The organism is Amycolatopsis sp. 2-15 (assembly GCF_030285625.1).
Taxonomy (GTDB): Bacteria; Actinomycetota; Actinomycetes; order Mycobacteriales; family Pseudonocardiaceae; genus Amycolatopsis; species Amycolatopsis carbonis.
Genome location: NZ_CP127294.1, coordinates 8,911,854 through 8,932,777, shown reverse-complemented (window position 1 = coordinate 8,932,777; position 20,924 = coordinate 8,911,854). Strand labels below are relative to the sequence as shown.

Sequence of the window (20,924 nt, the reverse complement as noted above, 5' to 3'; positions counted from 1 at the left end):
ACGACGTTTGTCAGACACGCCCTAGGTGGTCGTCTCGGTCCGGTTGCCCGGCGCGAGGCGGGAGTGCTTTCGGCCGTAGAAGAAGTAGATCAGCAGGCCCAGCACGAGCCACGCGGCGAACCGGATCCAGGTGAGCACGTCGAGGTTCAGCATGAGGTAGAAGCACGCCACCGCGGCGATGATCGGCACCACGGGGGAGAACGGCACGCTGAACGGCCGCTTCAGGTCCGGGCGGCGCTTGCGCAGCACCGGCACGGCCACCGCCACGATGATCATCGCCGAGAGGGCGCCGATGCTGACCATGTCGGACAGCGCGGAGATCGGCACGAACGCCGCGAGCACCGCGATGAGAATGGCGCCCAGGATGGTCATGCGGTGCGGGGTGCCCCAGCGCGGGTGGGTTTCGCCGATGGCCTTGGGCAGCAGGCCGTCGCGGCCCATCGCGAAGCCGATGCGGCCGATGGTCACCAGTTCCACCATCATCACCGACGTCAGGCCGGTCACGGCGCCGAGCGAGATCAGCGCGCCCACCCAGTGCTGGCCGACGCTGTCGAACGCGGCCGCGAGCGGGGCGCCGGTGTCGATGTCGGTGAACGGGATCATGCCGGTGAGCACGATCGAGACGGCGATGTAGAGCACGGCGCACACGGCCAGCGCGCCGAGGATGCCCACGCGCAGGTCCTTGCGCGGGTTGATGGTCTCCTCACCGAGGTTGGCCAGCGCCTCGAAGCCGGTGTAGGCGAAGAACACCACGGCCGCGGCGGTCACGACACCCGCGATGCCGTACACCGACTGCTCGAGCCCGAGCGCGGCCTGCACCACCGGCTGTTCCAGCACGCCCGAGCCACCCGCGGGCGGCTGCGCCGGCGGGATGAACGGCGTGAGGTTGGCGCCCTTGATGAAGAACACACCCACCACGACGATGAGCACGCACACCGCGACCTTCACACACACCAGCAGGTTGGTGAGCCACGCGGATTCCTTGATCCCCAGCACGGCCACCACCGTCAGCACGGCGATGATGATCACCGCGCCGATGTTGACCTTCGCGTCCTCGCCGAACCACGTGGGCGACAGCCCGAGCAGGTTCGCCAGGTACCCGGACCACCCGCGCGACACCACCGCGGCGCCGAGCGCGAACTCCAGCAGCAGGTCCCAGCCGATGATCCACGCGAACACCTCGCCGAGCGTGGCGAACGCGTAGGTGTAGGCGCTGCCGGCCGTCGGCACACTGGAGGCCAGTTCGGCGTAGCAGAGCGCAGCGAGCCCGGCCACGATCGCGCCGATCACGAACGACAGCGTGACCGCCGGCCCCGCGTGGGTCTTGGCTTCCACGCCCGCGAGCGTGAAGATCCCGGTCCGGATGATGATCCCGACGCCGAACCCCACCAGGTCGCGGCCCCTGAGCCGCCGCTTCAGCTCGCCCGAGTCCTGGCGCTTCAGGACCTCGTCCACGTCCAACGTTCTCCGCACACCCATGGAAGAACGTTAGAAGCTCACGGGCCGGCCTGCAGATCGGCAGCTCGGCGCCGAATTCAGTCCAGCGCGAGCCCGGCTTCCCGGGCGAGGATGGCGGCCTGCTCGCGCGAGCGCAGGTCGAGTTTCGTGAGCGCGCGCGACACGTGCGTCTTCACCGTCGTCTCGCCGATGTGCAGGCGGGTGCCGATCTCCGTGTTGGACAGGCCGGCGCCGAGGCAGCCCGAGCACTTCGCGTTCGCGGTCGGTCAGGTCGTCGAGGCCCGAAGGCGCGGTGACGGGTTTCCCGGCCGACTGCGCGAACGCCGTGATGAGCTTGCGCGTCACCTGCGGCGCCAGCACGCCCTCGCCCGCGGCGACGAGCTTCCCGGCCTCGATCAGCCGCGGCGCCTCGACGGACTTGAGCAGAAAACCCGCGGCACCCGCGCGCAGGGCGGCGTGCACGTACTCGTCGAGGTCGAACGTGGTGAGCACGAGGACCTGCGCCAGCCCTTCGGCGACGAGCTCACGCGTGGCGGTGATGCCGTCGGTGCCGGGCATGCGCACGTCCATCAGCACGACGTCGGGCCGCAGCGCCCGCGCCGGCGGCCCCGTCGGCGGCCTCGCCGACCACCTCGATGCCCTCGGCGTTGCCGAGGATCAGCACGAGGCCCGCCCGGATCGCCCCGTGGTCGTCGGCCACCAGCACCTTGACCGTCACGCGTGTCCCTCCACCAGTGGCAGCTCGGCGCGGACCACCCAGTCCGAGCCCGACGGGCCCGCGCTCAGCGTCCCGCCCACGGCACTCGCGCGTTCGCGCATGCTCAGCAGCCCGTGGCCCGTGCCACCGGTGCGCGTGGCCGCGGAACGCAGCTCGTTGCCGATCTCGACGGTGAGTATGCCGCCGTCGCAGCGCAGGTCCACGAGCACCCGCCCGCCCGGCGCGTGTTTCACCGCGTTGGTGAGTGCTTCCTGCGCGATCCGGTACGCGGTGAGGTCGACCGCCGCGGGCAGGCCGGCGGAGGAGTCCACTGTGGATTCGACGACGACCTCCATTCCCGTGGCCCGCGCGGATTCCACGAGCCGCGACAGCTCGGCGAGCCGTGCGGGTGCGATGGTCTCGTACTCGTCGAGGCCGGATTCCGGGCCGGCCTCCGACGCGGCGCGCAGCAGGCCAATCATCGTGCGCATCTCGTCGAGCGCGCTCACGCTGTTCTCCCGCACTGCTTCCAGCACCGCGCGGGACGTCTTCGGGTCCTCGGCCATCGACAGCGCCGCCTCCGACTGGATCGCGATGGCCGAGAGGTGGCCCGCGATCACGTCGTGCAGGTCGCGCGCCATCCGCGCCCGCTCGGCGGCCACGGCGGCGCGCCGGTCGAGCTCGGCGATCTTCGCCAGCTGGTCGGCGTTGGCGCATTCGGTCGACGCGATGTCGCGCTGCTGGCGCACGTTCGCCGCCCACCACACCGGCACCAGCAGGAACGGCAGGATCCCGAGCGCGCCGATCACGGCCACGCGCCACTGCGCGGACACGGCCAGCGCGGCGACCAGCACACCCAGCGCGGCCGTGGCCGCCACGCCGATCATCACGCGGCTCATTCGCCGCGAGCCGTAGAGCGTCGCCGCGTAGAGGAAGTCGGTGTACACGGCCACGACCGGCAGCGACGGGCCCAGCACCAGGTCGACCGCGAGCACGCCCGTGGCCAGCAGCAGGCCGCCCGGCACCCAGCGGCGCAGGAACGACAGGCCGCACAGCACCGCGAGCTCGACGAGCCGCACCCACAGCCCGAAGTGGTCGGGGCCGGGGATCAGGCGGTAGACGTCGGTGAGGTAGAGCGCGAGGCCCACGACGAAGACGAACAGGGCGATGAGGCCGTCCTGCTGCCACGGGGGCAGTTCCCGGGGCTTGAACAGGGCCGGCGCGCGGGTTCCTCGCAGCGGCACGACCCCATGGAAGCACAGGGCGTACTGGTCGGCGTCCTACCAAGTGATGACCCCCCGATCGTGCCCTTCACCGATTCGCCCCAGTGTTCTTCGCGAGACAGTGGGGATCATGAACGCTATCGGGAACTACCTCGTCGACAACCCGGCGACCTGTTCATCGTCGGTGGTGAAGTGGCCTTCTGGGTCGTCCTCGTGGGCGGTCTGGTGGCGCGCTACCCGCTGAAGCTGAAGAAGTTCAGCACCGTGCTGCTGGCCGCCGTGCCCGTGATCGACCTGGTGGTACTGGTCGCCACCGTCGTCGACCTCGCGAGCGGCACGACCCCGAACCTCTCGCACGGCCTCGCCGCCGTGTACCTGGGCTTCAGCATCGTGTTCGGCCCGAGCATGGTCCGCTGGGCCGACGTGCGCTTCGCCCACCGCTTCGCCGGCGGCCCGCCGCCCACGCCGAAGCTGCGGGGCAAGGCGAAGGTCCGCCACGAGTGGCGTGAGTGGTACAAGTGCGTGCTGGCCTGCGTGATCGCCGCCGTGCTGCTGCTCGCCGCGATCTTCCTGATCGGCCGCCCGGGCCAGGTCGGGCCGCTGTGGGACTGGCTGCCGCGCCTCGGCGGTCTCGTGGGCATCTGGCTGTTCGCCGGCCCGCTGTGGACCGAGCTGTTCGGCAAGAAGGACGAGTCGGCTCAGCAGGAGAAGGTTACTTCGTGATCGAGCTCCTCGGCCTCCTGCTCGTGATCCAGGGGGCCGGCGGGCTCATCAACCGGCTCGCCGGCTCCACGAACCCCAGCTGGTTCGTGCAGCTGCACCTGCTGCCCCCGCAGCAGCACATCGCGGCCAGCGCCGTGCTGCTCGCGGTGGGCGCGGCCGTGCTGTTCGCGGGACAGGCCCGCAAACGCCGGCGCGATCACCTGTGACGCGGCTTACACTGGATGCGTGGCCGACGCGACCGGCAGCGTGGCCGGGCCTCTCGTCCTCTTCGCCGTGGTCAGTTTCGCCCCCTCGGCGCTCTTCTGGTGCGCGCTGCGCGTGCCCGCCCTTTACCGCTGGCTGCGCGAACGCCACCGCGGACAGCCGCAGCCAGTGGGCCCGCCCGTCGAACGCCTCTCCGCGGACCTGCGCCGGGTGCACCGCGTGCTCGCGTCCTACCCGCCCGGCACTCCGGCGGCCCGCCGCATCGGCACCCGCCAGGCCTACGACGAGCTGCTCCAGACCGCCTGCCGCGCGGTCGGCGTCGAGCACCGGCTCGAATCGCTGCCCGAAGGCATCGACCGTGACCTCGAACGGCTTCGCGTCGAAGAGTCGCTGAGGCGCGAAGGCCTGGCGGTGCCCTAGTGCTCGCGGGGCCTGCCAGGATGAGCCATGGACTTCCGCCCCCTCGACCGCCCGATCGGGGCGTTCCAGCAGCAGCTCGGCCCCGAGCAGATCGAAGCGGTGTGCCGGCGCGTGTTCGGCCCCGCCACCGTGGTCCGCGGCGCCACCGAGCTGGGCTGGGGCGGCTACAACACGACCTACCGCGTAGAGCTCGCCGACGGGCCGGTGATCCTGCGCGTGGCACCCGAGCCCGCGCGCCAGATGCGGACCGAGTGGCAGTTCATGCGCAACGAGTACGTCGCGGCGCCCTACTTCGCGCCCATCGCGCACCTGCTGCCGCGCACGATCGCGGCCGACTTCACCCACGAGGTGCTCCCGCGTGACTACGTGGTGCAGGCCGTGCTCCCCGGCCGCGCCGGGCCCGAGGTCCTCCCGGCGTACCCGCCGGCCGAGCGCGGGCCGTTCTACCGCGAGCTGGGCCGCCTGACCCGCCTGGTGCACGACGTGCGCGGGCCCGGCTTCGGCCCGGTCGCGGGGCCGCACTTCGCCACGTGGAGCGAAGCGCTGGTCGCCTTCTTCGCCGACAACGCGCTCGACCTGGCGGACCGCGACCTCGACGCCACCGACGTGCGGGAGATCGGCAAGCTCGCCGCCCGCGACTCGGCGCTGCTCGACGAGGTCACCGAACCGCGCTTGCTGCACGGAGATCTGTGGACGATCAATGTGATGCTCGCCGACGATCTCCGCGTCACCGGCGTCTACGACCACGACCGCAGCTGGTGGGGCGACCCGGCGGCCGACTGGCCGATCCACATGGCGCTGGCCAAACCCGGCGCCGAACGCGACGAGTTCTGGGAGTCCTACGGCCCGCTCGACGATTCACCGGCGGCCTGCCGCCGCGCCCTCTACTACCGCGCCCGCCACCTCGGCGCGCTGCGCCTGGAACGCCACCGTCTCGACCAGGCGGAGAAGCTCGCGGACTCCTACGACGAGCTGGCCGCCGTCCTCGCGGAGCTGGGCTCTTAGCGGCTTCCGCCCCAAGCACCCCACGCGGCGTTGGGTGCGTTGGGCGCAACCAACGCCGCATGGGGGGAGTCAGAGTGACGGATCGGAGCCGCGCAGCGCGGCCCACCAGAACCCGAACGCGGCGACGAGCACGGTGACCACGAGCCAGCCGTCGAAGCCGCTGCCGTCGACGAAGGCCCAGAACGCGCCGACGACGGGCGCGACGGCCAGCACCGGCAGGTCGGCGCGGAACTGGCGGAGCAGCGACACCGGGCGCGCCGCGGCGAGGGCGCGTTCCTCGTCCGGCTCGGCGGGGTTGTCGGTGCGGCGGCCACGCGGCTCGGTGGCCCGCACGGAGCCGGCCGAGTACAGCAGCTCGTCGCCCACCTCGACGGCGACGAGCCGGTCGCGGCGCACGTCGCCGCGGACCACGACCTTCGTCGGCGCGGGCAGGCCGATCAGCGTGGGGGAGAAGTACACCGGGATCCACCGCGGCGACGCCGTCTCGGTTTCGAGCCAGGACCGCGTGAGCACCCCGCGTTGCACCTTCACCCGCCGCACCGCGATCGGGGAACCGGCCGCCGCGGCCCGTGCGGGTCGGACGAAGCGCGTGAAGAACAGGAAGAGGTCCACGGCCAGCACCGCCGCGGCCGCGACCACGGTCACCGTGGCGTAGGTCGTCGCGCGGTCGGCGGTCACGATCGGGGTGGCGTCGCGGATCAGCGCGCGCGAGGGCCGCGCGGGGTCGTACAGCACGGGCACGCTCGTGCCGGTCTTCGGGGCCGAGCTGTCGAGCGTGGTCTCCGCCGTCGCGAGAGACCCACCGGCCACCGGGAAACGCACGGTCGCCGAGCCTCCGCCGCCGCGCACCACCGTGCCGGTGGCTTGCGCCGTGATGCCCCGGACGTCGGCCTGCGCGTGGGAGAACTCCAGCAGCTGCACCACGAACACCACCGCGCACGCGAGCAGCACCACGGCGCTCGTCACGAGGATGTGGCGCACCGGCCGCAGCCGCAGGAAACTCCGCATGAGTTCCACCTTAGGTGTCTACAAAGGAAAGAGCGGCGCGGGCCGGGGCCCGCGCCGCTCTCCCCGGGGGTATCGCGTTACTTAACGAAGCCGATCTTGGTGTAGTCGTACGGGGTGTTCGCGTAGCCGGGCGAACCGAAGTTGCCCAGGGTCTTGCGCACGGCGAAGGCACCCGGCGACTGGAAGATCGGGAGCTGGTGGCCCAGGGCCCAGATCTCCTTGTCGGCGGCGTTGATGTCCGCGGCCCGCTTGGTGTCGTCCAGTTCCTGCGCCGCGGTGTCGAGCAGCTGGTTCAGCTTGTCGTCACCGATGCGGCCGTAGTTCTGGTTGATGTTCTTCGGGTCGAGGTAGTAGATGCCCTTGCTGCCGCCGATCGGGAACGAGTTCGACAGCCAGCGGAACAGCGTCAGGTCGAAGTTGCCCACGTTGACGTAGTTCTTGAAGAACTCGGTGCTCGGCACGGCCTGGATGTCCAGCCCGACACCGATCGCCTTGAGCTCCGACTGCATGATCTGGCCGGTCTGCTGGCTGATCGGCGTCGCCGAGGGGATCACCAGGCGCAGCTTGAGCTGCTTGCCGTCCTTGGCGCGCAGGTCACCGGACTGCTTCCAGCCCAGCTTGTCGAGCTCGGCCTTCGCGGCAGTCGCGTCGAACTTGTACGGACCGGAGTTGTCCTCGTAGGTCTTGGAGCCCTTGAGGTACAGGTGGTTACCGATCGGGGTGGTGTCCTTCTGCATCTGCCCGAGGATCGCCTTGCTGATCCCGACGGTATCGATACCCTTCATGATCGCCACGCGCAGATCCTTGTCGGCCAGGATCGAGCTCGGCGCGCCGTTGAACGTCACGTGCGTGTAGTCCGGGTTGTTGGACTGGCGGATGACCGTGTTGGGGTCGGCCTGCGCGCGCTTGAAGGCGTTGATGTCGTTGTTCAGGTTGTAGAAGTCGATCTGGCCGTTGGCGAAGGCGTCCGGCAGCGCGGCGCGCTCCACGACCTTGTAGGTCACGGTGTCCAGCTTCGGCTTCGGGCCCCACCAGTTCGGGTCACGCTCGAAGACCGCGGTCTTGCCGGTCTGGTCGATGCTCTTGACCTTGAACGCGCCCGCGGTGATCGCCGGCTTCTGGGCCCAGGACTTGTTGAACGTGTCCGGGTCGGCGTTCAGTTCCTTCGGGTACAGCGGGCTGAACAGCGACTTCCACTCCGCGAACTTCTTCGCGAAGGTGATCTTCACGTCCTGGTCGTCGGTGCCCTTTTCGACCTTGGCGATGTCCTCGTACCCGGTCGTGCCCGACACCTGGTAGGCGGGGTTCTTGCCGTTGAGCACGTTGGCCTGCGCGGCGTAGTCCTCCCACGAGAACTGCCGGCCGTTGCTCCACTTGGCCTTCGGGTTGATCTTCAGCTCGACCACCTGCGGGTCGGTGCTGATCACCTCGGCCGAGGTGAGGTAGCTCGGGTCGACACCCACCGTCGCGTCCGCGTTCTGCGGGAACGGGTAGGGAATGATGGCGCCGAACATCCAGGCGCCGTCGGCGACCGTGCCGTCGACCTCGTTGTAGTTCCAGTTGTCGGGCAGCTGGTCGACCGGCCACTTGAAGTCGCCGCCGTCCTTGAGCTGGTCGACCGGCATCGCGTTGATGTCCGCGTTCTTGACCTGCTGGGTGCCGGCGTCCTGCAGTCCGCTGTTGCCACCACTGGAGGAGCCGCCGCCACAAGCGGCGAGCAGGAGCCCCAGAGCGGCAACGGGAGCCACGATCGCGGCCATTCTCCGTCGCATCATGTTTACCTTTCTTTCCCTGTGTGCCAACGGATGCGTGGCTACACGACTTCGCGGGTCTTGGCGTAGTGGCAGGCGACGTCGTGGTCGTCCGCGCGCGACTCGCGCGGCGGCTCGATGTCGATGCACTTCTGCTTGTCCTGTTCGGACAGTTGCGAGAACACGAAACAGCGCGTGCGGAACCGGCAGCCCGAAGGCGGATTCGCCGGGCTGGGCAGGTCACCGGTGAGGATGATCCGCGTCCGCTCGCGTTCCTTGACCGGGTCCGGGATCGGGATCGCGGACAGCAGCGCCTGCGTGTACGGGTGCTGCGGCGCGTCGAAGACCGTCTCCACGTCACCGATCTCGACGATCTTGCCGAGGTACATCACGGCCACGCGGTCGGCGATGTGCCGGATCACCGAGAGGTCGTGGGCCACGAACAAGTACGACAGGCCGAGTTTCGCCTTCAGCTCGTCGAGCAGGTTGATCACGCCGGCCTGGATCGACACGTCCAGTGCGGACACCGGCTCGTCGAGCACGATCAGCTTCGGCTCGAGCGCGAGCGCCCGGGCGATCCCGATGCGCTGGCGCTGCCCGCCGGAGAACTCCGCCGGGTACCGGTCGGCGTGCTCCGCGCGCAGGCCCACGAGCCCGAGCAGCTCCGGCACGCGCTTGGCGATGCGCGCCCGGTCGTAGCCGTGGGTCACCATCGGTTCGGCGATGATGTCGCCGATCGGCAGCCGCGGGTCGAGCGCGGCCATCGGGTCCTGGAACACCACCTGCAAGTCGCGCCGGATCTCCTTGCGCCCCTTGCCGTTCAGCTTCGCGACGTCCCGGCCGAGCACCGCCACCGACCCGTTCTGCGGGGCGGACAGCTCGAGGATCTCCATCAGCGTGGTCGACTTGCCGCAGCCGGATTCGCCGACCAGGCCCAGCGTCTCGCCCTCGACGATGTCGAAGCTGATGCCGTCGACGGCCTTGACCACGCCGGCCTTGCGCTTGAGCACCGCGCCCTTGGTGATCTGGTAGTGCTTCTGCAGGTCCTGCACGTCGAGCACGGTGGTGCGCTGGGTGCGCGGCAGCTTCGCGACCGGCGCCTCCTCGATCACCTCGGCGCCGTAGACCTCGGCCGCGTCGGCCTTGGGGCCGGCCAGCTCCTCGGTGCGGATGCACGCGGCCCGGTGCGTGGTGTCGACCAGCGCGTTCGGGTTGCCCGGGGTGATCGTGAACAGCTCGGGCTCGGCCTGGTGGCACGCGTCGATCGCCAGCGGGCAGCGCGGCGCGAACGGGCAGCCCGAGGGCAGGTTCACCAGCGAGGGCGGCTGGCCCTCGATCGGCACCAGTGGCTGCTTCTCGTGCGCGTCGACGCGGGGGATCGAGCCCAGCAGGCCCAGCGTGTACGGCATCCGCGGCTGGGCGTAGATGGTCTCGACCGGGCCCTGCTCCACGGCGCGCCCGGCGTACATGACCATCAGGCGGTCGGCGAACCCGGCGACCACGCCGAGGTCGTGGGTGATGATCACGATGCCGGCGCCGGTCACTTCCTGCGCGGTCTTGAGGACTTCCAGCACCTGGGCCTGCACGGTCACGTCGAGCGCGGTGGTCGGCTCGTCGGCGATGATCAGGTCCGGGTCGTTGGCGATCGCGATGGCGATCACCGCCCGCTGGCGCATGCCGCCGGAGAACTCGTGCGGGAACGCCTTGGCGCGCGCGGCGGCGTTGGGGATGCCGACGAGGTCGAGCAGCTCCACGGCCCGGTTGTTGGCCTGCTGCTTGCTCATCGAGCCCTTGGCGTGCACGAGCAGCGCTTCGGCGATCTGCGCGCCCACGGTGTACACGGGTGTCAGCGCCGAGAGCGGGTCCTGGAAGACCATCGAGATCTTCTTGCCGCGCAGCTTGGACAGCTCGGTGTCGGACTTGCCGATGAGCTCGCTGCCCTGGAACCGGATCGAGCCGGAGATGCGCGCCTGCGGCGGGAGCAGCCCCATGACCGCGAGCGACGACACCGACTTGCCGGAACCGGACTCGCCGACGATGCCCAGCACCTCGCCGGCCGCGACTTGGTAGGAGAGCCCGCGGACCGCGTGCACGCGGCCGGATTCGGACGGGAACGACACGTCGAGGTCGGAGACCTCCAGAACCGTGCCGGTGGGCTTCTCGGTCTCCGCGCCCAGCGCGAGCGAGGCGGTCATGCTGTGGCTCCTGTGGTGCTGGACGCGGAAGAGGTCTTCTCGGCTGTGTTTTTCAGAATGCGCTTGCGTTCCTTGCGGCGCGACCGGCTCGACGACGGGTCGAGCGCGTCCCGCAGGCCGTCACCCGCGTAGTTCACCGCGAGCACGGTGACCACGAGGAAGCCCGCCGGGATGTAGAACAGCCAGGGGAAGGTGCGCACCGCGTCGGTGCCGCTCGCGATGAGCGTGCCGAGCGAGACGTCGGGTGACTGCACGCCGAAGCCGAAGAACGACAGCGAGGTCTCGGTGATGATCGCGACGCCGACGTTGATCGTCGCGTCGATGATCAGCAGCGAGGCCATGTTCGGCACGATGTGCTTGGCGATGATCCGCCACGACGGCTGGCCCATGAACTTCGCGGCCTTCACGAACTCGCGTTCGCGCAGCGTCAGCGTCATGCCGCGCACGATCCGGGCGGTGATCATCCACTGGAACAGTGCGATCAGGCCGACCAGGATCAGCCACGTCTTGCCGCGGAAAGCCGGCGAGAGGATCGAGATGATCAGGAACGGCGGCAGGATCAGCAGCAGGTCCACGACCCACATGGCGATGCGGTCGGTCCAGCCGCCGAAGTAGCCGGCGGCCGCGCCGACGATCGAGGCGACACCGGTGGAGAACAGCGCGGCCAGCAGACCGATCGTGAGCGACTTCTGCAGCCCGCGCATGGTCTGCGCGAACATGTCGCCGCCGATCTGGTTCGTGCCGAACCAGTGGTTGCCGCCCGGCGGCAGCAGGTTCGACAGCGGGTCGAGCTCGTCGTACGACCACGGCGAGTACCAGGTGTAGGTGAAGGCCAGCACGTAGAACAGCACGATCACGGCCAGCGAGACGACCGCGAGCTTGTTGCGCAGGAAGCGGCGCAGCACGAGCTTGCCGCGGCTGGAGGACTTGCTCTCGGCCTCGTTGCCCGGGTCGACCGCCAGCACGGCGGAGTCGGCGATGTCGGCCTCGTTCACGGGAGCGGCCATCAGATCCTCACCCTCGGGTCGAGCGCGGCGTAGAGCACGTCGGCCAGCCAGCCGGCCAGCAGCACACAGATCGCGATGAACAGCGTCACGGTCGCGACGATGTTGGTGTCCTGCTTCTGGATCCCGGTCACCAGCCAGTCGCCCATGCCGTACCAGCCGAAGATCCGCTCGGTGAAGATGCCGCCCGTGATGAGCAGGCCGAAGCCGAACGCGAACAGCGTCGCCATCGGGATCAGCGCCGTGCGCAGGCCGTGCTTGAACAGCGCGCGCCGGCGCGTGAGGCCCTTCGCCTGGGCGGTGCGCAGGAAGTCGGAGCCGAGCACGTCGAGCATCGCCGAGCGCTGGTAGCGGCTGTAGTACGCCACCTGGGTCAGCACGATCGCCAGTGTCGGCACGATGATGTGCTGCAACCGGTCGACCAGCACGTTGCCGAAACTGCCGTCGATCCCGCTCGTCTCGCCCTGCACGATGAAGAACTGGTACCCGCCGAGCAGGTTGTCGTTCACCGACTGGGCGCCCGCCTTGAGGATCGTGGCGATCACGAAGACCGGGGTGGACAGCACGACGAACGAGAACGTGGTGGCCACGTAGTCGCTGATCTTGTACTGCCGGATCGCGCTCACCACACCCACGAGCACGCCGATGATGATGCCGATCGTGATGCCCAGCAGGAACAGCCGAAGGCTCACGCCGGCCCGGCGGAAGAGCTCGTCGGTGATCGGCTGGTCGGCGACCGTGCGGCCGAAGTTCCCCTGCAGCACTCCGCCGAGCCAGGTTAAGAAGCGCTCGGGGATGGGCTGGTTCAGGTAGAGCTCGGCCGCCTTGGCGTCGATAGTGGACTGCGGAGCCGGTGGGTTCCGCAGCTTCAGCGCGTCGAGCGGGCTGAAAGCCAGCGACGCCAAGGAAAAGGCCGCGAAGGTGGCGACCAGGCACAATGCCACGTAGTTGACAAGGCGGCGGAGGAGGAAGCCGATCACGGATTCCTCGATTCACCGGGAACGGAGGTTCCACTCCGTACCGACGGCCACGCCTGACTCTCGCCCGATTGAGTTTTCGTCGAAAACACTAGCCGGTGCTGCCTTCCGAATGCTGCTGACGCTCGTTGTCGGCGCAGCATAATCCGGAGAAGGCCCTCCGATCTTCGTTCTCAGGCAACCAAATAATCACGATTTTCGCGGCGGGCACGTGAAGGACCGACTTTCGGGTGTTGCGGTGGGCGGTGTCCGAGAGGTATTCACATCTGGCGGCTCGTCGCGGTGGGTGCGTGGGCGAATACCGCGGATCACGTTCCGGAAATGTTTCCGGGGCGGACGGAAATGGCGGGAACGGCCGCGGAACACTGGAAACGGACATACCGGTCATGGTTTGGACCTGTCCCCGGTGTCGCGACCCCGCCGGCGGAGGTCCAGTCCTGCGCGGGCCCTCTTCGTCCACAGTGGCCGGTCGGACCAGTGCTCCATCGATCCGTGCCCCATCGATCAGCGACCAGTGGATCTTCGCGCACAGCAAAGAACCCCGCCACCGGAATACCGGCGACGGGGTTCCTCGTCGAGACTGAGTGATCAGTCCAGGTAGTCCCGCAGGACCTGGGACCGCGACGGGTGCCGCAGCTTCGACATCGTCTTCGACTCGATCTGGCGGATACGCTCACGCGTGACGCCGTAGACCTGGCCGATCTCGTCGAGCGTGCGCGGCTGGCCGTCGGTGAGACCGAAGCGCAGCCGGACCACGCCCGCCTCGCGCTCGGACAGCGTCTGCAGCACCGACTGGAGCTGGTCCTGCAGCAGCGTGAACGACACCGCGTCGACCGCGACGACCGCTTCGGAGTCTTCGATGAAGTCACCGAGCTGCGAGTCGCCCTCGTCGCCGATGGTCTGGTCCAGCGAGATCGGCTCACGCGCGTACTGCTGGATCTCCAGGACCTTCTCCGGCGAGATGTCCATCTCCTTGGCGAGCTCCTCGGGCGTCGGCTCGCGGCCGAGGTCCTGAAGGAGTTCGCGCTGTATACGGCCGAGCTTGTTGATGACCTCCACCATGTGCACCGGGATGCGAATGGTGCGGGCCTGGTCGGCCATCGCGCGGGTGATCGCCTGGCGGATCCACCACGTGGCATACGTCGAGAACTTGTAGCCCTTGGTGTAGTCGAACTTCTCCACCGCGCGGATCAGGCCGAGGTTGCCTTCCTGGATGAGGTCCAGGAACGCCATGCCACGGCCGGTGTAGCGCTTGGCCAGGGAGACCACGAGCCGGAGGTTCGCCTCCAGCAGGTGGTTCTTGGCGCGCTCGCCGTCGCGCACGATCCACTTGAGATCGCGGCGCATCTGGGTGACGAGCTTCTCGCCTTCCTCCTCCGCGGTGCGCACGCGCTCGGCGGCGTAGAGACCCGCCTCGATGCGCTTGGCGAGCTCCACCTCCTCCTCGGCGTTGAGCAGCGCGACCTTGCCGATCTGCTTGAGGTAGGCGCGCACCGAGTCGGCCGAGGCGGTGAGCTCGGCGTCCTTGCGCGCCTGGCGCAGCGCCTCGGACTCCTCCTCGTCCCAGACGAAGTCGGGGTTGTCCGAGGCGGACTTCGGCCCCTTCTCGGCGGCTGCGTTGCTCCGGCGGCGCGCGGCGGGTGTCTCCGTCTCCTCGGCTTCTTCTTCCGAGTCGTCGGAGTCGTCGTCGGCGACCTCGTCGTTGACCGTCTCGTCGACGACGTCGACCTCGACCTCTTCCAGGTCGGACAGGTCCGGGCTGTCGAGTTCGGCCTCGTCGAGGTCGACCGGGCCGTCCGGGTCGCCGTCTTCGGTCTTGGACGCCTTGGTGGTGGCCTTCTTGGCCGGCGCCTTCTTGACCGGAGCCTTCTTCGCGCCGGCAGACCTGGTGGCGGTCTTGGGTTTCGCCGCGCCGGTGGCTGCCTCGTCGGCCGGCTCGCCGGCTGCGGTCGCTGTCTTCGTCCCGCTTCGGGTTGCGGTTCTTGCGGCTGCCACTTACGCCCTTTCGCAGCGGTCGATCATGACGAGCCGAGGTATCGCCACCTCGGCTGCCTCACATTCGGGGAACACGCCTCGGCCTGCGGTTTTCACTCCCGCAGCCGTGGGCCGCGTTCCATTGTAACGACGGCCGGGCAGTGCGTCGCGAAGCGATCACCCTCCGGCCTGCCGCACGGTACCCGCACGTGACCTTCCCGTGACCCGCGCGTGTGTTTTGCGGAGTTCACGGACGTGCGGAGCTCAGTGCTCGATGCCCTCGACCGCGGCCGCGGCGGCGCCGACGATGCCCGCGTTGTTCTGCAGCGAAGCCACGATCACCGGAGTCCGGACGTCCAGCAGCGGCACCCACTTCTCCGCCTTCTTGCTCACGCCGCCGCCGACGATGAACAGATCCGGCCAGATCAGGTTCTCCAGCACGGTCAGGTAACGGTGTACCCGCTTGGCCCACTGGTGGTAGCTCAGGCCCTCGTTGTCCTTCACCGACGCCGCGGCGCGCTTCTCCGCGTCGTGGCCGTCGACCTCGAGGTGGCCGAACTCGGTGTTGGGCACGAGCTTGCCGTCGTGGAACACGGCGCTGCCGATGCCGGTGCCGAAGGTCAGCAGGGCGGTGACGCCGGTGCGCGCGGCCTCGTCGCCGAAGCGGATCTCGGCCATGCCGGCCGCGTCGGCGTCGTTGAGCATCGCCACGTCCGCGACGCTCTTGCCGAGCCGCTTGGCGAACAGCGCGTCGGCGTCCGTGCCGATCCAGGCGTGGTCGATGTTGGCCGCGGTGTGCGCGACGCCCTTCTTGACCACCGCCGGCAGCGTGACGCCGACCGGCCCGTTCCACTCCGCGATGCGCACGATCTCGGCCACCACGTCCGCGACCGCTTCGGGGGTGGACGGCTGCGGGGTCTCGATCCGGTGTCGCTCGCCGATGAGCTGTCCCGTTTCCAAATCGACCAGCGCGCCCTTGATCCCGCTGCCGCCGATGTCGATTCCGAAACCTCGGGTCGCCGTCACTGACGTGGTCCCTTCTCGCACGATTCAGAAGTCTGCTGCGGAGACTTTAACCGGGTGTGGTGACATGTCGGACGTGGGAGCTGACGAGTCGTTGCTGAAAAGCGTTGCGGAGCAGGTGGCGGTCGAGGCGGCCGGGCTGGTGCGGGCGGCCTGGACCGCCATGCAGGCGGGCCGGGTGGTCCGCGTGGACACCAAGTCGGCGGACACCGACGTGGTCACCGCGATCGACAAGGAGTCCGAGGAGCTGGTGCGCGAGCGGCTGGCCGAGCTGCGCCCGGGCGAGCCGGTGCTCGGGGAGGAGGGCGGCGGCGCCGCGGCCGGGTCCGGCGTGACGTGGGTGGTGGACCCGATCGACGGGACCGTCAACTTCCTCTACGGGCTGCCGGCGTTCGCGGTGTCGCTGGCCGCCCAGATCGACGGGGTGTCGGTGGCCGGCGCGGTCGTGGAACCCGTCAGCGGCCGCCGCTGGACGGCCGCGCGGGGCCAGGGCGCCTGGCTCGACGGCCGGCGCCTCTCGGCGTCCTCGCCGACCCGCCTGGACCTGTCACTGGTCGGTACCGGGTTCGCCTACGCCCGCGACCGTCGCGTGCGCCAGGGCGCGCTCGCGGGCGAGCTGCTCGGGCACGTGCGGGACATCCGCCGCGGCGGAGCGGCGTCGCTGGAACTGTGCGCGGTCGGCGCGGGCTGGCTCGACGCGTACTTCGAGCACGGCCTGCACCGCTGGGACTGGGCCGCCGGGGCGCTGGTCGCGGCCGAGGCCGGCGCGACGATCCTCCTGCCGGGTTCGGCCGCCGACCTGGGCGAGGACGTGACCTTCGCGGCGGCGCCCGGCATCGCGGAGCCGCTGCGGCAGGTGCTGGCTTCGCTGGACGCCAAGAGCGTCTGACGCGCGCCCTGGACTCCCGCCCGGGGGTCCAGGGTCAGCAGGCGACGTCGCGGGCCGCGGCGAGCAGCGTCTGGTCGATCACCGGCGCGCCGGGGCCCGAGGACTGCTCGTTGCCGCCTCCGCCCTGGTGGGACTTGGACCAGTCGGCGAGCTCCTGGAGGATCTGGCGTGCCTCCGGGCGCGGGCGGATGTCGTCGAAGAGCGTGCCGGTGACGAGGTCGACGCTGGCGTCCTTGCGGTTGTCGCGCACGAGCTCGGCGCACGGCACCACGAGGCTCACCGTGCGGGCGGCCGCGGCGCCGTTCTCGCCGTAGCGGATCTGGCCGCGGCACTTGGCGTCGCCCTTGGGGTACGCCGGGTCGTTGGCCGGGTCGCCGACGGCGGTGAAGCCGAGCTCGCGCAGGGCCGTGGTCGTGATGCCGCCCTGGCCGCGCGTGGTGCTGGCGTTGAGGACCTTCAGCGCCACCTTGTCGGGTGGCACGGGGGAGCGGTCGTCGAGGCCGTTGTGGGCCACGGTCGTGTAAGTGGTGCCCGGTGGTGCGGTGGGAGCCGGCGTGCAGGCCACGGCCTCGTCGACGTCCCCTCGGCCGACCACGGCGTTCACCCACACGAACACCGCACCGAGAGCGAGCACCCCGATCACGATGAGCGCGGGCAGCGGCCGGTGCTTGCGATAGGGCCGCGCACCACGGTCCCCCGAGCCGTTCCCCGACGCCACCCTGCCCCGTCCCTTCCCGAACGCGGAAACCCCGTCCGCGGACCCCTCGCCGCGGGAACCTCACGACCCGTGGCGCCGCGCGCCCCGGTCGGTGTCGTCCCCCGGTGTCGTCCCCGGATCACCAGGCGACACCGTGCGGGCCGCCGTGGCGGCCCAGCCTAGGCGTTCCGTGCCGCGCCCGGTGGCGCGGGTCACCCTGTGCCCGCCCCGCCCCCGCCGAGGCCGGGCCGCGAATCCCCGGTCCGCCGATCGCACCACGGAGACCTCCGGGGGAGCAAGCGGACACCGCTGCCGGGTGATCTTCGCGACGCGCGGGCAACCTGACCGGACCGCAACCGTCTCACCTGCGGGTTCCCCCTGTCGGGTGACGAAATTCAAGCAATGTGCGACTCGGTGCGGAGCTCGGCGAACGGTGAGCTACCCTTCCCGGGCTCCGGCCGCAGGAAGAGGGGCACCTGGCTGAGACCTCGGTCACTGCGGGCGCCGGGCACAAACATGGGCGCTGGAACGTTGACCAGCGGCACGACCGGCTCACGGGCACGCCCGCGGGACCGGAAGAACAAGACAAGCTGATTCGCAGGGGTGAGGGACACATGGCTACCGACTACGACGCTCCGCGCCGCAGCGAAGCCGACGAGCTGGCCGAAGACTCGTTGGAGGAGCTGAAGGCCCGGCGGAACGAGAACCAGTCCGGCGTCGTCGACGTCGACGAGGACGCGAACGCCGAGAACTTCGAGCTTCCTGGTGCTGACCTTTCCGGGCTTTCCGGTGAGGACATGACCGTGAAGGTCGTGCCGAAGCAGGCTGACGAGTTCACCTGCTCGGTCTGCTTCCTGGTGCACCACCGCAGCAGGCTCGCCGAAGACAACGGCGGCCGGCTGATCTGCCGCGACTGCGCCTGAGCACAGCCTGCGCCTGACGGCGTACGGGGATCTCGTACAGGACTTCAGGGAAACACAGGTTTTTCAGGGGAAACACAGTCGCTGCGGTCCGGGGAAGCTCGCTCGCGAGCTGGGTAAAGGGGGTCGGCCCACCAGGCCGGCCCCCTTCCGCGTTCGCGGGACCGGTTCCGCGGGTTCACCGGGCGCGCTCGCTCAGGAACGGGCGCGCAGAAGTTCGGCGACGCGCTTCGGCTTGCGCGTGCTGAACAGCCAGTACGGCGTGGGGTCGGCCGGGTCCGTGAGCTGCACGCGGACCGCCGGGCCCACCCAGCCGCGGTGCAGGACGAACGCGGCCGGGTCGCCGTCGCGCCCGAGGGCGCGGCGCTTGTCGTCCTTCTCGAGGATCTCGACCACGCCGGCGAAGCGCAGCGGCAGGTGCGCGTCGCCGACCCACAGCTCCGGGTCGTCACCGCCCGTCACGCGCACGCGCGAGCGGCCGAGCGACAGGATCAGTGCCCCCATCACGACGATGGCGATGGGCAGCGGGATCCACACCGGGATCGAGGGGTACCCGAGATGGATCTCCACGCCGAGCAGGATCGCGCCGAGCATCGGCAGCGGCCAGCCCCACCACGGCACGTACAGCCGTTCGGAGTGCGCCAGTCCGCGCTTCACGGCGGTGTTCACGGTGTCAGCCACGCGACAAGGGTAGTCTCGCCGCCCGTGTCCAGCGTTCAGGTACTCCTCACCCGGCTCGACCCCGGCGTCCCGTTGCCCGCGTACGCGCGGCCCGGCGACGCGGGCGCCGACCTCGTCACCACCTCGGATATCGTGCTCGGGCCCGGCGAGCGCGGGGTGGTGGGAACCGGCGTCGCGATCGCGCTGCCGCCGGGGTTCGCGGGGTTCGTCCACCCGCGCTCGGGGCTCGCGGCCCGCGTGGGGCTTTCAGTGGTGAACACTCCCGGCACGATCGACGCGGGGTACCGCGGTGAGATCCGGATCTGCCTCATCAACCATGATCTTCACGAGCCGGTGGTGCTCGCGCGCGGCGACCGGATCGCGCAGCTGGTGATCCAGCGGGTCGAGCAGGCCGTGTTCGTGGAGGTCGCCGAACTCGGCGACACCGAACGTGGCGCCGGTGGTTACGGCTCGACGGGCGGGCACGCCACACTGGTCCCGGACGTGCCCGGCGCGGACGCGGGCACTGGGGAAGGAACGGAGAAGTAGTGGGGATCTTCGGACGCAAGCGCAAGTCCGACAGCACGGTCGACGGGGCGACCGAGCCCGGCGGCGGCGCGGCGGGTGGCACCCGGGCGGACGCCGACGACGCGATCGAACCCGAGAACCAGCTGTCGGAGACCGAGCAGGGGCCCTTCGACGTCGCCGACGCCGAAGAGGACGGCATTCCGCGCATCGACCTCGGTTCGGTGCGGGTCCCGGTCCCGGACGGCTCGCAGGTGCAGGTCGAGATGGACCCGGAGGCCGGTGGTGTCCGCGCGGTCCACGTGGTGACCGAGCAGGGCCAGATCACGGTCAGTGCCTACGCGGCGCCGCGCTCCGGCGGCCTGTGGCGCGAGGTCGGCACCGAGCTGGGCGACCAGCTGCGCGCCGACGGCGCGAAGGTCACGGTCGGCCGCGGCGAGTGGGGCCTGGAGCTGTCGGCCATCGTCGGTGACGTCGCGCTGCGCTTCGTCGGCGTGGACGGCCCGCGCTGGATGCTGCGCGGCGTGATCGCCGGCCCGCAGTCGCAGTCCGCACAGGCTCCCGACGTGCTGCGCATGATCGTGCGCCACACGATCGTCGACCGCGGCGACTCCCCGATGCCGGTGCGCACCCCGCTCCCCATCACACTCCCGGACGCCGTCGCGCAGCACATCGCCGAGCAGCAAGAAGGCTGACCGCCACGCGAGGACGGCCCCGGCACTCACCCGTGCCGGGGCCGTCTTCATTTCTTTTCACTACCACCGGCGGCGGCCGACTTCAGGAACGTGAACAGGGCCGCCCGGCCCAGTACTTCCCGGTGCCGCCCGAAGTCCGCCAAGCGCACAACTTGCAGCGCACCGCGCGGCAGTGCTGCGGCCCACTCCCGCGCCACCGCCACGGGATGCACCAGATCCCCGGCGCACCCGCCGATGCCGGCCGGCACGCCGACCGTCGCCAGCTCCGTCAGCGACGGCGCGCGCCGCTCCGCCGCGACCCGCAGCCCCGCCACCAGCTCGTCGCCGTGCCGTCGCCAGGCCCGCGACAGCTCGTCGACGAGCCACCCCGGGCTGCCGGCCGCCACCGCGGCCAGCGCGCCGTCGACCCCCTGGGAAGCCACCAGATCCGCTGAGGCGCGCGCCGTGACAGCGGCGGCCGCTGACCCGGGTTCGCCGTTCCAGGCCGGGAGCGCGCACACCAGCCCCTCGCAACGGCCCGGGTTCGCCACCGCCCATTCCGCGGCCAGGTGCGCGCCGAACGAGATCCCGCCGACGATCAGCGAACCGTGCACCCGCGCGAGCCGGTCTAGCTCCTCCAGGTACCCGTCCGCCAGCGCGGCGCCGGGCGGTGGGGGAGGCGCGATCAGCCGGGCGCCCACCAAGGCCAACGGACCGGTGAACACCGACTGAACGAACGTTTCGTCGGACCCCGTTCCGGGCAGCAGGACGACGGGGATGTTCGGGATTGCGGACGTCACGTTGCGATCTTGGCGCAAACCCGTTTCGCTGACGTGAACCACAGCTACGCTTGTTTACGCACGGGCCGCGAAGTCGGGGGCCCCGGAGCACAGGAGC

At 70.2% G+C, this 20,924-nt stretch carries 20 protein-coding genes and 1 pseudogene; 8 read left to right on the top strand and 13 right to left on the bottom strand.

Features of this window, described 5'->3' with window-relative positions:
* Window positions 1–21: 21 nt before the first annotated feature.
* From QRX50_RS44040 to QRX50_RS44030, 3 genes and pseudogenes are all read right to left on the bottom strand, one after another.
* Window positions 22–1,479, bottom strand: a complete 1,458-nt coding sequence (locus QRX50_RS44040) for an APC family permease (RefSeq protein WP_285968997.1) — start codon at window positions 1,477–1,479, stop codon at window positions 22–24.
* 56 nt (window positions 1,480–1,535) lie between these two features.
* Window positions 1,536–2,176 (bottom strand): annotated as a pseudogene (locus QRX50_RS44035) (response regulator).
* The gene (locus QRX50_RS44030; RefSeq protein ID WP_434533387.1) at window positions 2,173–3,393 is read right to left on the bottom strand and encodes a sensor histidine kinase; all 1,221 of its coding nucleotides are present in this window, start codon (window positions 3,391–3,393) and stop codon (window positions 2,173–2,175) included. Before QRX50_RS44030 ends, QRX50_RS44035 begins: the two are co-directional and overlap by 4 nt.
* Window positions 3,394–3,570: 177 nt before the next feature.
* Between QRX50_RS44030 and QRX50_RS44025 the strand changes: the two genes are divergently transcribed.
* The 4 genes from QRX50_RS44025 to QRX50_RS44010 are packed head-to-tail and all read left to right on the top strand — an operon-like array spanning window position 3,571 to window position 5,730.
* Window positions 3,571–4,101: a hypothetical protein gene (locus tag QRX50_RS44025; protein WP_285968995.1), complete on the top strand. Its 531-nt coding sequence runs from the start codon at window positions 3,571–3,573 to the stop codon at window positions 4,099–4,101.
* Window positions 4,098–4,307, top strand: a complete 210-nt coding sequence (locus QRX50_RS44020) for a hypothetical protein (RefSeq protein WP_285968994.1) — start codon at window positions 4,098–4,100, stop codon at window positions 4,305–4,307. The genes QRX50_RS44025 and QRX50_RS44020 overlap by 4 nt, the downstream gene beginning before the upstream one ends.
* A gap of 19 nt (window positions 4,308–4,326) precedes the next feature.
* A complete protein-coding gene (locus tag QRX50_RS44015) occupies window positions 4,327–4,725 on the top strand; it encodes a hypothetical protein (protein ID WP_285968993.1) in 399 nt (132 codons plus the stop codon).
* 27 nt (window positions 4,726–4,752) lie between these two features.
* Complete coding sequence (locus tag QRX50_RS44010) at window positions 4,753–5,730, top strand: phosphotransferase family protein (protein ID WP_285968992.1); 978 nt, start codon at window positions 4,753–4,755, stop codon at window positions 5,728–5,730.
* Between the two features lie 69 nt (window positions 5,731–5,799).
* Here QRX50_RS44010 and QRX50_RS44005 read toward each other — a convergent pair whose 3' ends face one another.
* The 7 genes from QRX50_RS44005 to ppgK all read right to left on the bottom strand — a co-directional run bounded on the left by QRX50_RS44005 (window position 5,800) and on the right by ppgK (window position 15,665).
* A complete protein-coding gene (locus QRX50_RS44005; protein WP_285968991.1) occupies window positions 5,800–6,738 on the bottom strand; it encodes a DUF3592 domain-containing protein in 939 nt (312 codons plus the stop codon).
* Between the two features lie 77 nt (window positions 6,739–6,815).
* Window positions 6,816–8,513, bottom strand: a complete 1,698-nt coding sequence (locus tag QRX50_RS44000) for an ABC transporter family substrate-binding protein (RefSeq protein ID WP_285968990.1) — start codon at window positions 8,511–8,513, stop codon at window positions 6,816–6,818.
* Between the two features lie 38 nt (window positions 8,514–8,551).
* Entirely contained in the window at window positions 8,552–10,684 is a 2,133-nt protein-coding gene (locus QRX50_RS43995; protein WP_285968989.1) for an ABC transporter ATP-binding protein, read from the bottom strand.
* On the bottom strand, window positions 10,681–11,691 hold the full coding sequence (locus QRX50_RS43990; RefSeq protein ID WP_285968988.1) for an ABC transporter permease: 1,011 nt from the start codon (window positions 11,689–11,691) through the stop codon (window positions 10,681–10,683). The genes QRX50_RS43995 and QRX50_RS43990 overlap by 4 nt, the downstream gene beginning before the upstream one ends.
* Complete coding sequence (locus QRX50_RS43985) at window positions 11,691–12,668, bottom strand: ABC transporter permease (protein ID WP_285968987.1); 978 nt, start codon at window positions 12,666–12,668, stop codon at window positions 11,691–11,693. The genes QRX50_RS43990 and QRX50_RS43985 overlap by 1 nt, the downstream gene beginning before the upstream one ends.
* 585 nt (window positions 12,669–13,253) lie before the next feature.
* Complete coding sequence (locus QRX50_RS43980; protein WP_285968986.1) at window positions 13,254–14,660, bottom strand: RNA polymerase sigma factor; 1,407 nt, start codon at window positions 14,658–14,660, stop codon at window positions 13,254–13,256.
* A gap of 243 nt (window positions 14,661–14,903) precedes the next feature.
* Window positions 14,904–15,665, bottom strand: a complete 762-nt coding sequence (ppgK, locus tag QRX50_RS43975; RefSeq protein ID WP_285968985.1) for a polyphosphate--glucose phosphotransferase — start codon at window positions 15,663–15,665, stop codon at window positions 14,904–14,906.
* Window positions 15,666–15,729: 64 nt separating this feature from the next.
* Here ppgK and QRX50_RS43970 point away from each other — a divergent pair, with 64 nt between their 5' ends.
* Window positions 15,730–16,551: an inositol monophosphatase family protein gene (locus QRX50_RS43970; protein WP_285968984.1), complete on the top strand. Its 822-nt coding sequence runs from the start codon at window positions 15,730–15,732 to the stop codon at window positions 16,549–16,551.
* Window positions 16,552–16,585: 34 nt separating this feature from the next.
* Here QRX50_RS43970 and cei read toward each other — a convergent pair whose 3' ends face one another.
* Window positions 16,586–17,269, bottom strand: a complete 684-nt coding sequence (gene cei / locus QRX50_RS43965) for an envelope integrity protein Cei (RefSeq protein ID WP_285968983.1) — start codon at window positions 17,267–17,269, stop codon at window positions 16,586–16,588.
* A gap of 593 nt (window positions 17,270–17,862) precedes the next feature.
* Between cei and QRX50_RS43960 the strand changes: the two genes are divergently transcribed.
* The gene (locus tag QRX50_RS43960; protein WP_204090248.1) at window positions 17,863–18,171 is read left to right on the top strand and encodes a DUF4193 domain-containing protein; all 309 of its coding nucleotides are present in this window, start codon (window positions 17,863–17,865) and stop codon (window positions 18,169–18,171) included.
* Between the two features lie 192 nt (window positions 18,172–18,363).
* Here QRX50_RS43960 and QRX50_RS43955 read toward each other — a convergent pair whose 3' ends face one another.
* Window positions 18,364–18,849 (bottom strand): DUF3093 domain-containing protein, encoded by a 486-nt coding sequence (locus QRX50_RS43955; protein ID WP_285968982.1) that lies wholly within the window; start codon window positions 18,847–18,849, stop codon window positions 18,364–18,366.
* A 24-nt stretch (window positions 18,850–18,873) separates the two neighbouring features.
* Between QRX50_RS43955 and dut the strand changes: the two genes are divergently transcribed.
* Window positions 18,874–19,377 carry a dUTP diphosphatase gene (gene dut / locus QRX50_RS43950; RefSeq protein ID WP_285968981.1) on the top strand — a complete coding sequence of 168 codons (504 nt, stop codon included), beginning with the start codon at window positions 18,874–18,876 and terminating at the stop codon, window positions 19,375–19,377.
* Window positions 19,377–20,048, top strand: a complete 672-nt coding sequence (locus QRX50_RS43945) for a DUF3710 domain-containing protein (protein WP_285968980.1) — start codon at window positions 19,377–19,379, stop codon at window positions 20,046–20,048. Before dut ends, QRX50_RS43945 begins: the two co-directional genes overlap by 1 nt.
* A gap of 47 nt (window positions 20,049–20,095) precedes the next feature.
* Here QRX50_RS43945 and QRX50_RS43940 read toward each other — a convergent pair whose 3' ends face one another.
* Window positions 20,096–20,827, bottom strand: coding sequence for an alpha/beta fold hydrolase (locus tag QRX50_RS43940; protein ID WP_285968979.1), 732 nt, complete (start codon window positions 20,825–20,827; stop codon window positions 20,096–20,098).
* Window positions 20,828–20,924: the final 97 nt, after the last annotated feature.